Below are 15,216 nucleotides of genomic sequence, written 5' to 3'. Positions count from 1 at the left end.
GTTTACTCCAGGGTGCGCCGCGTCTTGCGGGCGGTGAGGGCCAGCCAGAAGGCGGCCAGCAGCAGCAGGCAGACGCCGTTGACCAGCAGGATGGAGAGCACGTTGCCCGCCTGGTAGAGGGTCTGCAACGAGCTCGCGAAGTAGCGGGCCGGGATCAGGTGGGTGATGGCCCGCAGCAGGGGCGGCATGCTGGCGATTTCGAACACGAAGCCCGAGAGCATCATGGCCGGCAGGAAGGCCGCCGTCAGCGCGGCCTGGGCGGCGTTGAACTGGCTGCGCATCACGGTGGAGAGAAAGAGCCCGAGCCCGAGGGCGCTGCCGAGAAACAGGGTGGTGAGCACGAACAGGGAGATCAGGGAGCCGCGCCAGGGCACCCCCATCACGGCCACCGAGAAGAGCAGGCAGATGAGCATGGCGGCGATGCCGAGTCCGTAATAGGGCAGCAGTTTGGAGAGCAGCAGCTCTGTCTTGGTCACCGGGGTGGCGAGCAGCGCCTCCATGGTGCCGCGCTCCCACTCCCGGGCCACCACCAGGGAGGTGAGCAGGGCGCCTATGATGGTCATCACCACGGCGATGGAGCCCGGCACCAGGAAGTTGCGGCTCACCAGCGCCGGGTTGAACCAGGCGCGGCTCTCCACCGCCAGCGGCAGGGAGAATCCCTCTCTGGCGAGCCACCCCTGCCAGATCCCCTGCGCGTAGTTGGTGACGAAGTTCGCCGTGTTGGGTTCGGAGCCGTCGGTGAGCAGCAGGGCTTTCGGCGTGCCATCCCCCTGACCGGCCAGGGCGGCGGAGAAGCCGCCATCGATCACCAGCAGACCGCGGATCTCGCCGCGCTCCAGGCTGGCGAGCAGCGCCGCCTTGCTCGGGCCGCCGTGGATTTCCAGCGCCGTGGAGCCGCGAAGGGCCTGCTCCAGCCGCACCGCAGGGGCGCCGCTATCGGTGCGCCAGATGCCGAGCCGCAGGTGGTCCACGTCCAGGTTGATGGCGTAGCCCATCACCACCAGCAGCACCACGGGCATGATGAAGGCGATGAGGATGCTGCTGGGGTCACGGACGATTTGCAGGGACTCCTTGCGGCACAGGGCCAGCAGTCGGCGGCGGTTGATGCTCATGCGTCCTCCTCGCTGGCCTGCTCGACTAGCGTGATAAAGGCCTCTTCCATGGTTGGCAAGGCTGTGGTTGTGTCCTTGGCGGCCAGCCCCTTGAGCTCGTCCGGAGTACCCAGGGCCAGCAGGCGACCGCGGTAGATGAGGGCGATGCGATCGCAATACTCCGCCTCGTCCATGAAGTGGGTGGTGACCAGCACAGTCACCCCGTGATCGGCCAGGGCATTGATGTGGGACCAGAACTCCCGCCGGGTCACGGGATCGACCCCTGAGGTGGGCTCGTCGAGAAACAGCAGCGGCGGCTCGTGGAGCAGGGCGCAGGCCAGCGACAGGCGCTGGCGCAGGCCAAGGGGCAGGGATTCCGTCTGCTGGCCGAGCCAGGGGGCGAGGGCGAACGCTTCCACCATGGCGTCGATGCGCGTCTGCTGCTGGCGACCGAACAGGCCGTAGATGCCGGCGAAGAACGACAGGTTCTGGGCCACGGTGAGCTGCTTGTAGAGGGAGAACTTCTGGGCCATGTAGCCGAGGTGCTGGCGCGCCGCCGAGGGGCTGCGGGCCAGATCGATGCCGGTCACCAGCGCCTGCCCGCTGCTCGGGCGCAGCAGGCCGCACTCCATCTTGAAGGTGGTGGACTTGCCTGCGCCGTTGGGGCCGAGCAGGCCGAAGATCTCCCCCCGGCGCACCGCGAAGCTGACGTCGTCGGTGGCGGTGAAATCCCCGAAGCGCTTGGTGAGGCGGCGCGCCTCGATCACCGCCTCCGGGGAGACCCCCTCGGGCAGGCTGGCCTCGCGCATCAGCTGTGCCAGGCTGGATTCCCCTCCGGGGCCGCCGCCAAGCAGATCGATGAAGGCATCTTCGAGCCGGGGTTGGGCCGGTTGAAAGGTGCCGTTGGTCAGTTGCAGCTCTGCCAGCGGCGGGGGCGTCATGCCCGGATGCAGCAGCAGGCGCACCCGCTCCCCCGCCACGGCGCCGTCCATCACCGCCGGGTGGGCTAGGGCGCGGCGCAACAGGGCGCGCCGCTCCCGGCCGTCCAGCTCTCCCGCTTCCAGCAGCCAGCAGCGGCTCGCCATGGCGCCCATGAGTGTCGCCGGGGTGCCGCTGGTGCGCACCTCGCCGTCCGCCATCAGCAGCACGTGATCGCACAGCTCGGCCTCATCGAGGTAGGCGGTGCTCCAGAGCACCGTCATGCCTCCCTGGGCCAGCTCGCGCACCATCTGCCAGAGGGCGCGGCGGGAGATGGGATCGACCCCGACCCCGGGCTCGTCCAGCAGCAGCACGTTGGGGGTGCCGAGCAGGGCGCAGGCCAGCCCCAGCTTCTGTTTCATCCCCCCAGAGAGCTTGCCCGCGGGCCTTGCGGTGAAGCGGGCGAGATCGGTGAAGGCGAGCAGGCGCTCGAAGGTGGGGGTGCGTTCCGGCTCCAGCACCCCGCGCAAGTCGGCGTAGAGGCTGAGGTTCTCCTGCACGCTGAGATCCTCGTAGAGCCCGAACTGCTGGGGCATGTAGCCGAGGCGCTGACGCAGGGCATCCCCCTCGCGCACCGGATCCAGCCCGAGCACCCGGATTTCCCCTGCCTCCGGCACCAGCAGACCGGCCAGCAGGCGCAGCAGGGTGCTCTTGCCTGCGCCGTCGGGGCCCACCAGGCCCGTGATGCCGCCGGTCGGAATGGTGGCCGAGATGGCGTTGAGGGCCACCCGATCGCCGAAGCGCTTGGTGAGCCCGGCGAGCTGGATGGCGGCATTCATGGCTGCAGCCTGACGGTGACCGGCATCCCCTGGCGCAGGGCAGAGTCAGGATCCTGCACCACGATGCGCAGCCGGTAGACCAGGTGGGTGCGAAGATCCGGCGTCTCCACGGATTTGGGGGTGAACTCGGCGGTGGGGGAGACAAAGCCCACCACCCCCTGATAGGGCTTGTCCGGCCGCGAGTCTGTGGTGAGAGTCACCTTGGCGCCGCTCGGGAAGTGGCCGAGCCAGGGCTCCTCCACATAGGCGCGCACCCAGACCGGGGCGGTCAGTGAGAGGTTGAAGGCGGTGGCCCCCGGTTTCACCATGCTGCCGATCTCGATGGCGCGGGTGAGGAGGATGCCGTCGCTCGGGGCGGTCAGCACGGCGTCGGCGAGCGCCAGCTCGGCACTGGCCAGCGCCGCTTTGGCCCCTTGCAGCTGGGCATCGGACTGGGCTATCTCCTCCGGGCGGTAGCCGGTCTCGAGTTGGCCGAGCTGCTCGCGGGCTGAGCGCACCTGGGCCTGGGTCTGATCCCGCTGGGAGCGGGCGCTGTCGAGCTGACCGCGGGAGATGGCGCCGGTGGCCGCCAGCGCGCGCTGGCGGCGCCATTGCTGCTCTGCCTCGAGCGCGGCCGCCTCGGCGGCGGCCAGTTCGGCCCGGGCACGGTCCGTCTCTTCGCTGCGATACCCCTTGTGCATCAAGGCATTGGCAGCAATGAGCGCAGCCAGGTTGGCCCGGGCGCTGTCGCGCTCGTGGGCGAGGGGCAGGGGATCGAGACGGGCCAGCGGCTGACCCGCTGTCACGCTGTCCCCCTCATCCACCAACACCTCGCTGACCCTGCCCCCGACCCTGAACGCCAGGTTCACATCGCGGATGTCGACGTTGCCGTAGAGGATGGAGCCGTCGGTCGGGCGGCCCTGCCACCAGAGATAACCGCCGATAACGGTTAGCAGCACGGCCAGGATAAGGATGCGTTGTTTCATACGGGATCTCCTTCGGTGCGGCCCTGCCACCCGAGGTAGCCACTGAGCAGGGTCAGCAGCACGGCCAGGATGGCGATGCGTTGTTTCATGCGGGATCTCCTTCGGGGCGGCGCAGGCCGCGCAGGGCCCATACCAGGCGTTGCCGGGCGGCCTCAGGGTTGTCTATCTGGGACAGAAAGGGGGAGGCCTCCGGGGGCAACCAGCCGAGCTGGCGACCGCCGCCGGCGATCACCAGGGGCAGACCCACCGAACCCATGATGAAGATCATCAGCTGCAGCGGGTTGCCCGCCACCAGGGATCCCTCCGCCTGCGCCTTCTGAACCTGCTCGAGCAGCAGCAGGGGGTGGCGGCGCGGCAGGCTCAGCAGAAAGCGCTGGGCCGCGCGCTCGCCAGCCAGGGCATCGCCAAACAGGTGGTTGATGAAGCTGCGCTGGCGCGCCACCAGGGCGATCAGTGCCTCCATGGTCGCTTCGAACATGGCGATGGCGGAGGGGTAGGAGCCTTTGGCCGCCACCGCCTTGAGCTCGTCATAGAGGGGGGCGTACCAGAGCTCCACCAGCTCGTCGATATAGGAGTCGCGGTTGCCGAAGTGGTAGACGAAGGTGCCGAGATTGACCTCGGCCGCCGCCGCCAGCTCGCGTACCGTGAGGCCGCGCAACCCCTTGTCGGTCGCGATGGCAAGGCCGGTATCGAGCAGTTTTTGACGAGTGGGGTGCATCCAGCAAGGTTCCTTCCGCATAGATTTTGAACTGAATTATACGCTCGTATAAACCCGAGGGAAGGGGCGGGTCGATCTTTTTTTGAACAAGGGTGAGCGGGGCCTTACGGCGCTGCGTGAAGGAGGGAAAGGGTGGGTGCAGCGGACCAGAAGCCTCGGACTCCCGTACGGCCACGCCCTGCTTCCCGGGCGGCCCGCAGGTGGACTTGTCTGCCGCCGGGGGCGATCAGCTCTCCCTGGCGTTCCCTCCATAGGGAGCCTGGGCGCAGGTCTCGCGGATGAGGGCGCGCAGCCAGCGGTGAGCCGGGTCGGCGTCCTGGCTGGGGTGCCAGATCAGGGCGACCCTGATCCCTGCCAGCGGGAAGGGCAGGGGCAGGGTCACCAGATCGGCGTGCAGGGCGGCGCAGTGCCGCTCGGGCACGGTCGCCACCAGGTCGCTGTCCCGCACCAGGGCCAGGGCAGTGGCAAAGCCGGGGACCAGGGTCGCCGCCGCGCGTATCAGCCCGAGGCGCGCCAGGGCCTCGTCTATGGGGCCCTGCTCCAGCCCGCGCCGCGACACCAGTATGTGGCGGGCGGCGGCATAGCGGGCGGCGGTCAGGGGGCCTTCGCACAGGGGGTGGCCCGGACGTACCACGGCGACGAAGCTGTCCTGAAACAGCGCCTGGGTGCGCAGCTCGGGCGCCGTCTCTGCGCCTATGACGCCGGTTTCGAAATCCAGCTCGCCGCTGCGCAGGGGTCGGCTCCCCTTGTCGGGTTTGGCCAGGAAGTGCAGCCTGACCCCGGGGGCCTCGGTGGCGAGCCGGGCCAGCAGGGCAGGGCCGACCGCCTCCACGAAGCCGTCGCTGGATCTCAGGCGAAAGGTGCGTACCAGCCGGGCCGGATCTATCTCCTGCTGGGGGCGCAGCACGGCGTGCGCATCCTGCACCAGCTGGCTGACCTGAGCGCGCAGGGCCAGGGCCCGCGGCGTGGGCACCAGACCCCGGCCCGCCCGCACCAGCAGGGGGTCGCCCGTGGTCTCGCGCAGCCTGGTCAGGGCGCGGCTCATGGCGGAGGGGCTCAAGGAGAGTCGTCTGGCGGCACCGGCCACGCTGCCCTCGTCCAGCAGGGCATCCAGGGTCAGCAGCAGATTGAAGTCGGGGGTATTCATGGCATTGCCCTCGCCGAGCCGGGGATCCCGGGTGATGACCCATGACGGCCGGTTGGCTTCATCATACGCGAGAACCTCTCTCTTCATATGGCGTCTGGTGCAGCTATAAGCTGCAAGTCGTGCGTCTTCCGCCTGATCATGCCTCCCGCTAGCCTTGTGGGCATCATCCTCTGCCGGAGATCGGATCATGTCGCCACTCAACCCCCTCCCGACCCCTGCCGCTCGCCGCCTCGGCCTGCTGGCGCTCGGCCTCGCCACCCTGCTGCCCATGCTGGGGGGGAGCCTGGCCAACATGGTGCTGCCTGCCCTGGGACAGGCCTTTGTTGTGCCCTTTGCCAGTCTGCAGTGGGTGCTGGTGGCCTATCTGCTGGGGATCACCTGCCTGACTGTGGTGGCCGGCCGGCTGGGGGACAGGTTCGGTCGGCGTCGCCTGCTGCTCCTGGGGCTGGGGCTCTTTGCGCTGGCCTCGTTGCTGTGCGCCCTGGCGCCGACCATAGGCTGGCTGATCGCGGCCCGTGCCCTGCAGGGGATCGCTGCGGCCTGCATGCTCTCCCTGGCACTGGCCATGGTAGGCCAGCTGGTGCCGCCGGCGCGGCGGGGCTGGGGCATGGGACTGCTCGGTACCCTGTCGGCCTGCGGCACGGCGCTCGGCCCCTCCTTTGGCGGCCTGCTGACGGCCGGCTTTGGCTGGCAGGCCCCCTTCCTGCTGCTGGTGCCCCTCAGCCTGCTGGCACTGGGCTGTGCCCGGCTCGGTCTGCCCCGGGATGGCGGCTCGCCACATGAAGAGGGGGTGAACCTCGTTAGCCTGTCACTGCTGGTGGCGGCCCTGCTCTGCTACGGCCTGGCGCTGACCCTGGGGGGCGCCCTGGCCCTCTGGTGGGGGACGGGGGCCCTGCTGGTCACGGCCTCGTTCGTTCGCCGCGAGCGCAACGCCCCTGTGCCCCTGCTGCCGCTGGCGTTGCTGGGGGGCCCTGGGCTGCGCAACGGCCTTGTCGCCAGCGCCCTGGTGGCCAGCGTCATGGTGCTGACCCTGCTCATAGGCCCCTTCTACCTGAGGGGGGTCTTCGGCCTCAGTCTCGGGACTGTCGGCCTGATGATATCGGGCGGGCCCCTGCTGGCGGCCCTGACGGGCATGCCCGCCGGCTGGCTGGTGGACAGGCTGGGGGCGCGGCAGGTGGTCCGGTTGGGACTGGCAGTCATGGGGGCTGCGGCCCTCGCCCTGGCCGGGGTGGCGGGGCAGTTCGGCCCGCTCGGCTATCTGCTGCCCATACTGCTGCTGACCGCAGGTTATGCCCTGTTCCAGACCGCCAACAACAGTGCCGTGGTGGGTGGGGCGAGTGAGCAGACCCGGGGCGCCGTGGCCGGTCTGCTGACCCTGTCGCGCAATCTGGGTCAGCTGACCGGGGTGGCCGGGCTCGGCGGCCTGTTCGCCGCCCTGGTGGGGGTGCAGGGCCTGACCCTGGCCAGCGAGCTGGTGTTTGGCACCCGGGCCCTCTTCGCCCTGAGCGCGCTGTTGATTGGCCTGGCGCTCTGGCTGGTGGGTCCTCGCCGGGAGGGGGTGCCGGTCAGGGCCTGAGCGTGACGCATAAAAAACGCCTCCGCGAAGGGAGGCGTTTTTTCATCGGGAGGAGCGCGCTTACAGAATATAGCGGCTCAGATCCTCGTCCTCGATCAGGGCACCCAGGTGGGCGTTGACGTAGTCGGTGTCGATGACGAAGGTCTCGCCGGACTTCTCGGAGGCGTCGTAGGAGATGTCTTCCATCAGCCGCTCCATCACAGTGTGCAGACGGCGGGCACCTATGTTCTCGGTGCGCTCGTTGACCTGCCAGGCCGCCTCGGCCAGACGGCGGATGCCGTCCTGGGTGAACTCGATCTTGACCCCTTCGGTGGCCATCAGCGCCTGGTACTGATCGGTCAGGGAGGCGTTCGGCTCGGTCAGGATCCGCTCGAAGTCATGGGTGGTGAGGGCGGTCAGCTCGACCCGGATCGGCAGGCGACCCTGCAGCTCGGGGATGAGGTCAGACGGACGGGCCACCTGGAAGGCGCCGGAGGCGACGAACAGGATGTGGTCTGTCTTGACCATGCCGTGCTTGGTGTTGACGGTGCAACCCTCGACCAGGGGTAGCAGATCGCGCTGCACCCCTTCGCGGGAGACATCGGGGCCCGAGCTCTCGCCGCGCTTGCAGATCTTGTCGATCTCGTCGAGGAAGACGATGCCGTTGTTCTCGACCGCGGCAATGGCCTTCTGCTTCAGCTCTTCCGGGTTGACCAGGCGGGCCGCCTCCTCTTCGATCAGCGCCTTCATGGCCTCCTTGACCTTGATCTTGCGCTTCTTCTTCTGCTGCTGGCCCAGGTTCTGGAACAGCCCCTGCAGCTGGTTGGCCATCTCTTCCATGCCCGGCGGGGTCATGATGTCGACGCCCATGGGGGTGGCGGCGAGATCCAGCTCGATCTCCTTGTCATCCAGCTGACCTTCCCGCAGTTTCTTGCGGAAGATCTGGCGGGTGTTGGAGTTGTCGGCCTTCTCCTCCTCGCCCCAGCTGTTGCGCGGGTTCGGCAACAGGGCGTCGAGGATGCGCTCCTCGGCGGCTTCCTCGGCGCGGTATTTCATCTTCTCCATCTCGGTCTCGCGCACCAGCTTGATGGCGACATCGGTGAGATCGCGGATGATGCTGTCCACTTCCTTGCCCACATAGCCCACTTCGGTGAACTTGGTCGCTTCCACCTTAATGAAGGGGGCGTTGGCGAGCTTGGCCAGACGACGGGCGATCTCGGTCTTGCCGACCCCGGTCGGGCCTATCATCAGGATGTTTTTCGGGGTCACTTCATGGCGCATCTCTTCGCTGAGCTGCATCCGGCGCCAGCGGTTGCGCAGGGCCACGGCCACCGCACGCTTGGCATCGGCCTGACCGATGATGTGACGGTCCAGCTCGTGGACGATTTCTCTCGGGGTCATCTCGGACATGATGGAGTTCCTGTATCCGGGGCGGGCAGGGCCCACCCCTTGGAGAATGAGTTGGCTGACGGGCGCCCTTACTTGGCGCTGTAGTCCAGCACTTCGATGGTGTGGTTGCCGTTGGTGAAGACGCAGATGTCGCCCGCAATCTTGAGGGACTTCTCGACTATGGTCCTGGCATCCAGATCGGTGTTTTCCAGCAGGGCGATGGCGGCGGACTGGGCGAAATTGCCGCCGCTGCCGATGGCGATGAGATCGTGCTCCGGCTGCACCACGTCACCGTTGCCGGTGATGATGAAGGATTTGTGCTCGTCGGCCACGGCCAACAGGGCCTCGAGGCGGCGCAGGGCGCGATCGGTGCGCCAGTCCTTGGCCAGCGCCACGGCGGCGCGCTCCAGGTTGCCCTGATGGGCCTGCAGTTTGGCTTCGAAGCGCTCGAGCAGGGTGAAGGCGTCGGCGGTGCCGCCGGCGAAACCTGCCAGCACCTTGCCGTTGTAGAGACGATGAACCTTGCGGGCGTTGCCCTTCATGACGGTGTTGCCGAGGGAGACCTGGCCATCACCGCCGATCACGACCTGGCCGTTGCGGCGGACGGAAACTATGGTAGTCACTTTACTTACCTCGCTTGAGCCGAATGACGGCCGGACTGTGCATGGCAAGAAAGATGGGGATGGCAAACCGGCTTTTCAAGCCTGCCTGTTGTCGGGAAAAAAGGGGAGGCCGTGTCTGCGAGGGAGAGGGGAGTCGAAAGGAGAAGGGCCGGGGTTGTCCCCCGGCCCTGCTTAATTGGCTGTGTGGCTAGCCTTTCTTGGGGATGCAGCCGCTGATGCCGGAGCCTTGCAGCTTGCGGTTGGCCGCATCGACCGCCGCCTTGCCGCTGAAGGGGCCCACCATCACCTTGTAGACGGTGCCATTGGCGCCATTGACCACCTGCAGGCTGGAGGAGAGGCCGGCACCGAAGGCGATGCGCGCCTTGAGCGACTCTGCAGAATCCTGCGAGCGCAGGGCGGCGCACTGCATCATGTAACGCGCGCCGTCGGCTGCCGCCGTCTGGGTCGCCGCCTTGGCCCTCGAGGCCTCGGCACGCTCCCGCTCCAGTTCGGCACGGATCTCCCGCTCCATCCGCTCACGCTCGGCCTTCTGGTTGATCACCTGCTCCTGCGCGCTGGCGACCGGGGCGCCGGTGGCCGGCTTGGTCGGTTGCACCGGCTGCGGCTGGAAGGGTTTCACCTGGCCGAGAGGGGTCCCGGGCTGGGGGATCTCGGTCGGTACCGGCTGCGGCAGCTTCTCGGGTTGCAGGGTGAGGGTCTCGGCAGGCGGTGGCGGCAGCACGCCCGGCTGGGGCGGCGGCTCTATGATGTCCACCTGCTTGTTCTCCAGCCGCTCGATGTAGCTCCACTTCTCCTGGGGCAGGGTATGACCCTGTGCCTTGGGTTTGTTGGCCTTCACTTGCTCTTCGATGGTGGGGGCATCCGCCCCCTTGCCGTTGATCAGGTAGAGGAAGGCGCCAAAGCCGACGACCAGGGCCCCGGCCAGCAGTGCCGGGATAACAGGAAAGCGGCGTGGTGCCGCTTTCTTGATGTTACGACCACCGGCCCGTCGTCTCGGGCTGTTGCCGACGTAATCCCGGGTCGCCATCTATTACATGCGCTCCAGGGTGTGAATGCCCAGCACGCCCAGGCCCAGCTTGAGCACCTTGGCGGTGGCGGCACACAGCAGCAGGCGGCTGTTGCGGGTCGCTTCGTCTACGCCGTCCTTGTTGATCGGGCAGGCTTCGTAGAAGGTCATGAAGTTGCCGGACAGCTCGTACAGATAGGTGCACAGCAGGTGCGGCATGCCCTTGTCTGCCACGCCGTTGACCGCGTCGGAGAACTGGATCAGCTTCTGGGCCAGCACCTCTTCGGCCTCTTCGTTCAGGGTCACGTGGCCGGTCAGGGCCTCGGCATCGATGTTCGCCTTGCGGAAGATGGACTGGATACGGGTGTAGGCGTACTGCAGGTAGGGGGCAGTGTTGCCTTCGAAGGAGAGCATCATGTCCCAGTCGAAAATGTAGTCTGTGGTGCGGTTCTTGGAGAGATCCGCATACTTGACCGCGCCCATGGCGATGGCGTGCACCACCTTGGCCTTCTCTTCGGCGGAGAGGTCGCTGTTGCGGCTCTCCAGCAGGGCACTGGCGCGCTCCTCGGCTTCATTGAGCAGATCGACCAGCTTGACGGTGCCGCCGGAGCGGGTCTTGTAGGGGCGGCCGTCCTTGCCCAGCATCATGCCGAAGGCGTGGTGCTCGAGAGGCACGGACTCCGGCACATAGCCCGCCTTGCGGGTGATGGTCCAGGCCTGCATCAGGTGCTGGTGCTGACGGGAGTCGATGAAGTACATGACACGGTCGGCGCCCAGGCTCTCGTAGCGGTACTTGGCACAGGCGATGTCGGTGGTGGTGTAGAGGAAGCCGCCATCGCTCTTCTGGATGATGACGCCCATGGGCTCGCCATCCTTGTTCTTGAACTCGTCCAGGAAGACCACGGTCGCCCCTTCGCTCTCGACCGCCAGGCCGCGGGCCTTCAGATCGGCCACTATCTGGGGCAGCATGTCGTTGTACATGGACTCGCCCATGATGTCCTCGTTGGACAGGGAGATGTTCAGGCGGTCGTAGTTGCGCTGGTTCTGTTCCATGGTCATGTCGACCAGCTTCTTCCACATGGTGCGGCAGTACTCATCGCCACCCTGCAGCTTGACCACGTAGTTGCGGGCGCGCTCGGCGAAGGCTTCGTCCTCGTCGTAGTGACGCTTGGCCTGGGTGTAGAAGGCCTCCAGGTCCTTGAGCTCCATGTCGGAGGCGTGCTCGTTGGCCATCTTCTCCAGATAGGCGATCAGCATGCCGAACTGGGTGCCCCAGTCGCCGATGTGGTTGGCACGCACCACCTTGTGGCCGAGGAACTCCAGGGCGCGGGCGGCGACGTCACCGAGGACGGTGGAGCGGATGTGGTGCACCGCCATCTCCTTGGCCACGTTCGGCGCCGAGTAGTCCACCACCACGGTTTGCGGGGCCGGCAGCTTCACGTTGGCGTTGGCGGAGGTCACCATGGCTTCTACCTGACCGGCCAGCCAGCTCGGGTCGAAGAAGAAGTTGATGAAGCCGGGACCGGCGATCTCGACCTTGGCGATCAGATCGGAGGCGGGCAGGTGCTCTATGATGGCAGCAGCCAGCTCACGGGGGTTCTTGCGGGCCGGTTTGGCCAGCAGCATGGCCAGGTTGGTGGCCAGGTCGCCGTGAGCCTTCTCCTTGCATCGGTCTACTTGCACCCGGGCTTCCAGGTCGGCCGGCAGGACGCCCGCAGACTTGAGATTGGCTACCGTTTGTTCAAGTAGATGATGAATATGCTCTTTCATAACTGACCACCGAGGTTGCGCGTCGAAAAATGACTGACTGGATAAGGGCGTGAATTTTACCCGCATCGGGCCGAGAAAACTATAGGAATGGCCCGACCCCCTTGGGGTGGCGGATATTTCACTGCGTTTTTCACCACATTGCAGAATATTGATTTGTATAAGTGGTGGTTATCCATTTCTACTGCATATCGAAGCGGCTTGTCCAGGCTATTTTCCCCTGATTGTTAAGGGGTTATTTATTCCAATTTGGTCTGAATGATCCCGTGTCGTCCGGCGGTCGTATCCTTAGAGGAAGTCGCTAGAGGACGATTCCCATGACACTGGTGCTGTTTCCACTCTCCGCCCACCTGCTGCCCGGCGGCATCATGCCGCTGCGCATCTTCGAGCCCAGGTATCAGCGCATGATAGCCGAGGTGCAGGAGCGGGAGTTTGCGCTCTGCATGCTGGACCCCCGCCAGCCCGATGCCCTGCGCAACATGTATCCCATCGCCACCCGGGTGCGGATCATCGATTTCGATCTGCTGCCGGACGGTCTGCTCGGCATCACGGTGCTCGGGGTGGAGCGGGTCAGGATAGTCGATCTGTGGCAGGAACCGGACGGCCTGCGGGTCGGCGAGGTGGAGCCGCTGCCCCCCTGGCAGAGCGGCCGGCTCAAGGCCGACCAGCACTCCCTGGCCAAGGCGCTGCAGGATGTGTTCAACGACTATCCGGAGTACGCGGCCCTCTACCCCGAGCCCGACTGGGATGACGCCAGCTGGGTGGCCCAGCGCTGGCTGGAGGTGCTGCCCATCCCGGTGGAGCAGAAGCAGTGGCTGGTCGCGGCCAAGGACAACCAGCCCGCCCTCTCCCTGTTGAGCGGCCTGCTGGTCGCGAGCCACTGAATTCCCGTCCCCGGTGATCCTTTTGCCCCGCCCGTCGTAATGGTGATGACAGCAACACTCAAGGGATGGCGCAATGGCATATACTGGCCAACCACAATCGGCTCCACGCAGGACATCGCCCCCCATGGACAACCCAGATGGCGATCTGACGTCTCTTCTCATCCGGGTGGCCGAGCATGGCGACAAGGTCGCCTTCGCCACCCTGTTCCACCACTTCGCGCCGCGTATCCGCAGCTATGGGATGCGCCACCTCGGCAGCGAGGCCAACGCCCTCGAGCTGGTGCAGGAGACCATGCTGCTGGTGTGGCAGAAGGCGCGCCTCTATCACCCCGAGAAGGGGGCGCCGACCACCTGGATCTACACCGTCATGCGCAACCAGAGTTTCGACATGCTGCGGCGCCGTCGCGCCAGCAAGGAGGATCTCTGCGCCGAGGAGCTGTGGCCCCTGCTGGAGTTCAGGGCGGAGGAGGAGCACCTGAGCGGCGGGGAGGACGCCGTGCTGACCCGCCAGATGGCCGATTACCTCGCCACCCTGCCGGAGCCGCAACAGCAGGTGGTGCGCGGCATCTATCTGCAGGAGTTTTCCCAGCAGGAGCTGGCCGACAGGCTAGGCGTGCCGCTCGGGACCATCAAGTCCCGCCTCCGGCTGGCATTACAGAAACTGAAAGAGCAAGTGGAGCAAGGCCATGATTAAGACCCATCCGACCGAACTCATGTTGCGGGCCTTCGCCGCCGACGAGTTGCCCCTGCCGCTGGCCGTCGGTGTCTCTGCCCATTGCGAGCTCTGCCCCGAGTGTGCCGCCCGGGTACAGACCCTTGAGGCCGAGCTGGCGAACCAGTTCCTGTCGCCGACCGTACCGGACCAGGGGCTGCCGGCCGGGCTCGACGCCATGCTGGCGGAGATACTGCAACAGCCCGTGGCGATGGCGGCCGAGCTAGCGCCGCGCGCGCAGCCGGCGCCCGAGTTGCGGGTCGCGGGCCAATCCTACCGGCTGCCACAGGTGCTGGCCCGCCACCATGCGCCCAAGTGGCGCCATGTGGGCGCCATTCGCCAGCACAGCCTGCCGCTGGACGAGATGGGGGCCCGCGCCAGCCTGCTCCATATCGAGGCCGGTGGTCGCATCCCCGAGCATACCCACAAGGGCTATGAGCTGACCCTGCTGCTGGCGGGCAACATGCAGGAGGGGGACACCTGCTATCAGGCGGGGGACTTCATCTGGCGCGACGCCAGCCACGCCCACAGCCCGCACACCCCGGACGGCTGCCTCTGCTACACGGTGCAGGACGCCCCCGTCCACTTCACCAAGGGGCTGTCGCGGCTGCTCAACGGCATCAGCCACCGCCTCTACTGAGGTGGGCAGCAATAGAAAAGGGACCGAAAGGTCCCTTTTTCATGGTGTCGCGGCTGAATCAGGCCACAAATACCAGGTAGACGGCGAAGGCCACCACGAAGCGGTAGATGGCGAAGGGGATGAAGTCGAGGCGACGGATCAGCGCCAGGAAGGTCTTGATGGCGATCATGGCGACCACGAAGGCGGTGACGAAGCCCACCGCAAACATGGGGAGGTCGGCCATGGAGAGGAAGTCGCGGCTCTTGTAGAGGTCCAGTCCGCTGGCCGCCATCATCATGGGTACCGCCATGATGAAGGAGAACTCTGCCGCCGCATGGCGGCTGATGCCCATCAGCATGCCGCCGCTGATGGTGGCGCCGGAGCGGGAGAAGCCGGGCCAGAGCGCCAGGCACTGGAACAGACCTATGCCGAACGCCTGCTTGTAGCTGATGTCGTCCAGGGTCTCTGCGGTGACGGCGGGGCGGCACTTCTCGGCGATGATGAGCAGTATGCCGCCGGCCACCAGGGCATACATCACGGTTTCAGGGCCAAACAGATGGGCCTTGATCCAGCTGTGAATGGCCAGCCCGATGAGCACGGCGGGCAGCATGCCGAGGATGATGTGCACCAGGGAGAGGGTGGCATGCCCAGGTGCCGGTTTCTGACCGAAATGGATGCCGATGAGGCCGAACAGGCGGCGCCAGAACATGACGACCACAGCCAGGATGGAGCCCAGCTGGATCACCACCTCGAAGGTGGCGGCCTTGGGGCCTTCGAAACCGAGCAGGTGGCCGACGATGATCATGTGGCCGGTGGAGGAAACGGGCAGAAACTCGGTCAGGCCTTCCACTATGCCCAGCACGAAGGCCACAAACAGGGCGTAGGATTCGGTCATGGTACAGATCTCTTGGTTGATGGGTCCGGATAAAATCAGCCCCGATCAGGGTCGGGGCGGCCAATGATGGCGGAAAATCACGCGGGCA

At 66.4% G+C, this 15,216-nt stretch carries 14 protein-coding genes; 4 read left to right on the top strand and 10 right to left on the bottom strand.

What is annotated here, in order from left to right:
• Positions 1–2: 2 nt before the first annotated feature.
• The 5 genes from AC1IN8_RS17255 to AC1IN8_RS17235 form a co-directional block, all read right to left on the bottom strand.
• Positions 3–1,112, bottom strand: coding sequence for an ABC transporter permease (locus tag AC1IN8_RS17255; protein ID WP_479759837.1), 1,110 nt, complete (start codon positions 1,110–1,112; stop codon positions 3–5).
• Entirely contained in the window at positions 1,109–2,848 is a 1,740-nt protein-coding gene (locus AC1IN8_RS17250; RefSeq protein ID WP_479759835.1) for an ATP-binding cassette domain-containing protein, read from the bottom strand. Before AC1IN8_RS17250 ends, AC1IN8_RS17255 begins: the two co-directional genes overlap by 4 nt.
• Positions 2,845–3,813, bottom strand: coding sequence for a secretion protein HlyD (gene hlyD / locus AC1IN8_RS17245; protein WP_479759834.1), 969 nt, complete (start codon positions 3,811–3,813; stop codon positions 2,845–2,847). Before hlyD ends, AC1IN8_RS17250 begins: the two co-directional genes overlap by 4 nt.
• Before the next feature lie 85 nt (positions 3,814–3,898).
• Complete coding sequence (locus AC1IN8_RS17240; RefSeq protein ID WP_479759832.1) at positions 3,899–4,531, bottom strand: TetR/AcrR family transcriptional regulator; 633 nt, start codon at positions 4,529–4,531, stop codon at positions 3,899–3,901.
• A gap of 226 nt (positions 4,532–4,757) precedes the next feature.
• On the bottom strand, positions 4,758–5,678 hold the full coding sequence (locus AC1IN8_RS17235) for a LysR family transcriptional regulator (protein WP_479759917.1): 921 nt from the start codon (positions 5,676–5,678) through the stop codon (positions 4,758–4,760).
• A gap of 187 nt (positions 5,679–5,865) precedes the next feature.
• Between AC1IN8_RS17235 and AC1IN8_RS17230 the strand changes: the two genes are divergently transcribed.
• Complete coding sequence (locus AC1IN8_RS17230; RefSeq protein ID WP_479759830.1) at positions 5,866–7,254, top strand: MFS transporter; 1,389 nt, start codon at positions 5,866–5,868, stop codon at positions 7,252–7,254.
• 60 nt (positions 7,255–7,314) lie between these two features.
• On the opposite strand, the gene hslU is transcribed toward AC1IN8_RS17230, so the two are convergent.
• The 4 genes from hslU to argS form a co-directional block, all read right to left on the bottom strand.
• The gene (hslU, locus tag AC1IN8_RS17225) at positions 7,315–8,643 is read right to left on the bottom strand and encodes an HslU--HslV peptidase ATPase subunit (protein ID WP_005328414.1); all 1,329 of its coding nucleotides are present in this window, start codon (positions 8,641–8,643) and stop codon (positions 7,315–7,317) included.
• Between the two features lie 68 nt (positions 8,644–8,711).
• Positions 8,712–9,245 carry an ATP-dependent protease subunit HslV gene (hslV, locus tag AC1IN8_RS17220; protein WP_025328697.1) on the bottom strand — a complete coding sequence of 178 codons (534 nt, stop codon included), beginning with the start codon at positions 9,243–9,245 and terminating at the stop codon, positions 8,712–8,714.
• A 187-nt stretch (positions 9,246–9,432) separates the two neighbouring features.
• The gene (locus AC1IN8_RS17215) at positions 9,433–10,272 is read right to left on the bottom strand and encodes an SPOR domain-containing protein (protein WP_479759829.1); all 840 of its coding nucleotides are present in this window, start codon (positions 10,270–10,272) and stop codon (positions 9,433–9,435) included.
• Positions 10,273–10,275: 3 nt separating this feature from the next.
• A complete protein-coding gene (argS, locus tag AC1IN8_RS17210; RefSeq protein WP_479759827.1) occupies positions 10,276–12,021 on the bottom strand; it encodes an arginine--tRNA ligase in 1,746 nt (581 codons plus the stop codon).
• A gap of 314 nt (positions 12,022–12,335) precedes the next feature.
• On the opposite strand from argS, the gene AC1IN8_RS17205 reads away from it, so the two are divergent.
• From AC1IN8_RS17205 to AC1IN8_RS17195, 3 genes are all read left to right on the top strand, one after another.
• On the top strand, positions 12,336–12,902 hold the full coding sequence (locus AC1IN8_RS17205) for an LON peptidase substrate-binding domain-containing protein (RefSeq protein WP_202047633.1): 567 nt from the start codon (positions 12,336–12,338) through the stop codon (positions 12,900–12,902).
• Positions 12,903–13,026: 124 nt separating this feature from the next.
• Positions 13,027–13,596 carry a sigma-70 family RNA polymerase sigma factor gene (locus tag AC1IN8_RS17200; protein WP_025328693.1) on the top strand — a complete coding sequence of 190 codons (570 nt, stop codon included), beginning with the start codon at positions 13,027–13,029 and terminating at the stop codon, positions 13,594–13,596.
• Entirely contained in the window at positions 13,589–14,254 is a 666-nt protein-coding gene (locus tag AC1IN8_RS17195) for a ChrR family anti-sigma-E factor (RefSeq protein WP_479759825.1), read from the top strand. The genes AC1IN8_RS17200 and AC1IN8_RS17195 overlap by 8 nt, the downstream gene beginning before the upstream one ends.
• Positions 14,255–14,312: 58 nt before the next feature.
• Here AC1IN8_RS17195 and bacA read toward each other — a convergent pair whose 3' ends face one another.
• Positions 14,313–15,128, bottom strand: coding sequence for an undecaprenyl-diphosphate phosphatase (gene bacA, locus AC1IN8_RS17190; protein ID WP_247627545.1), 816 nt, complete (start codon positions 15,126–15,128; stop codon positions 14,313–14,315).
• Between the last annotated feature and the right edge of the window lie 88 nt (positions 15,129–15,216).

Source organism: Aeromonas sp. 130281 (genome assembly GCF_056642115.1).
This window is presented reverse-complemented; position numbering and strand designations above follow the sequence as displayed.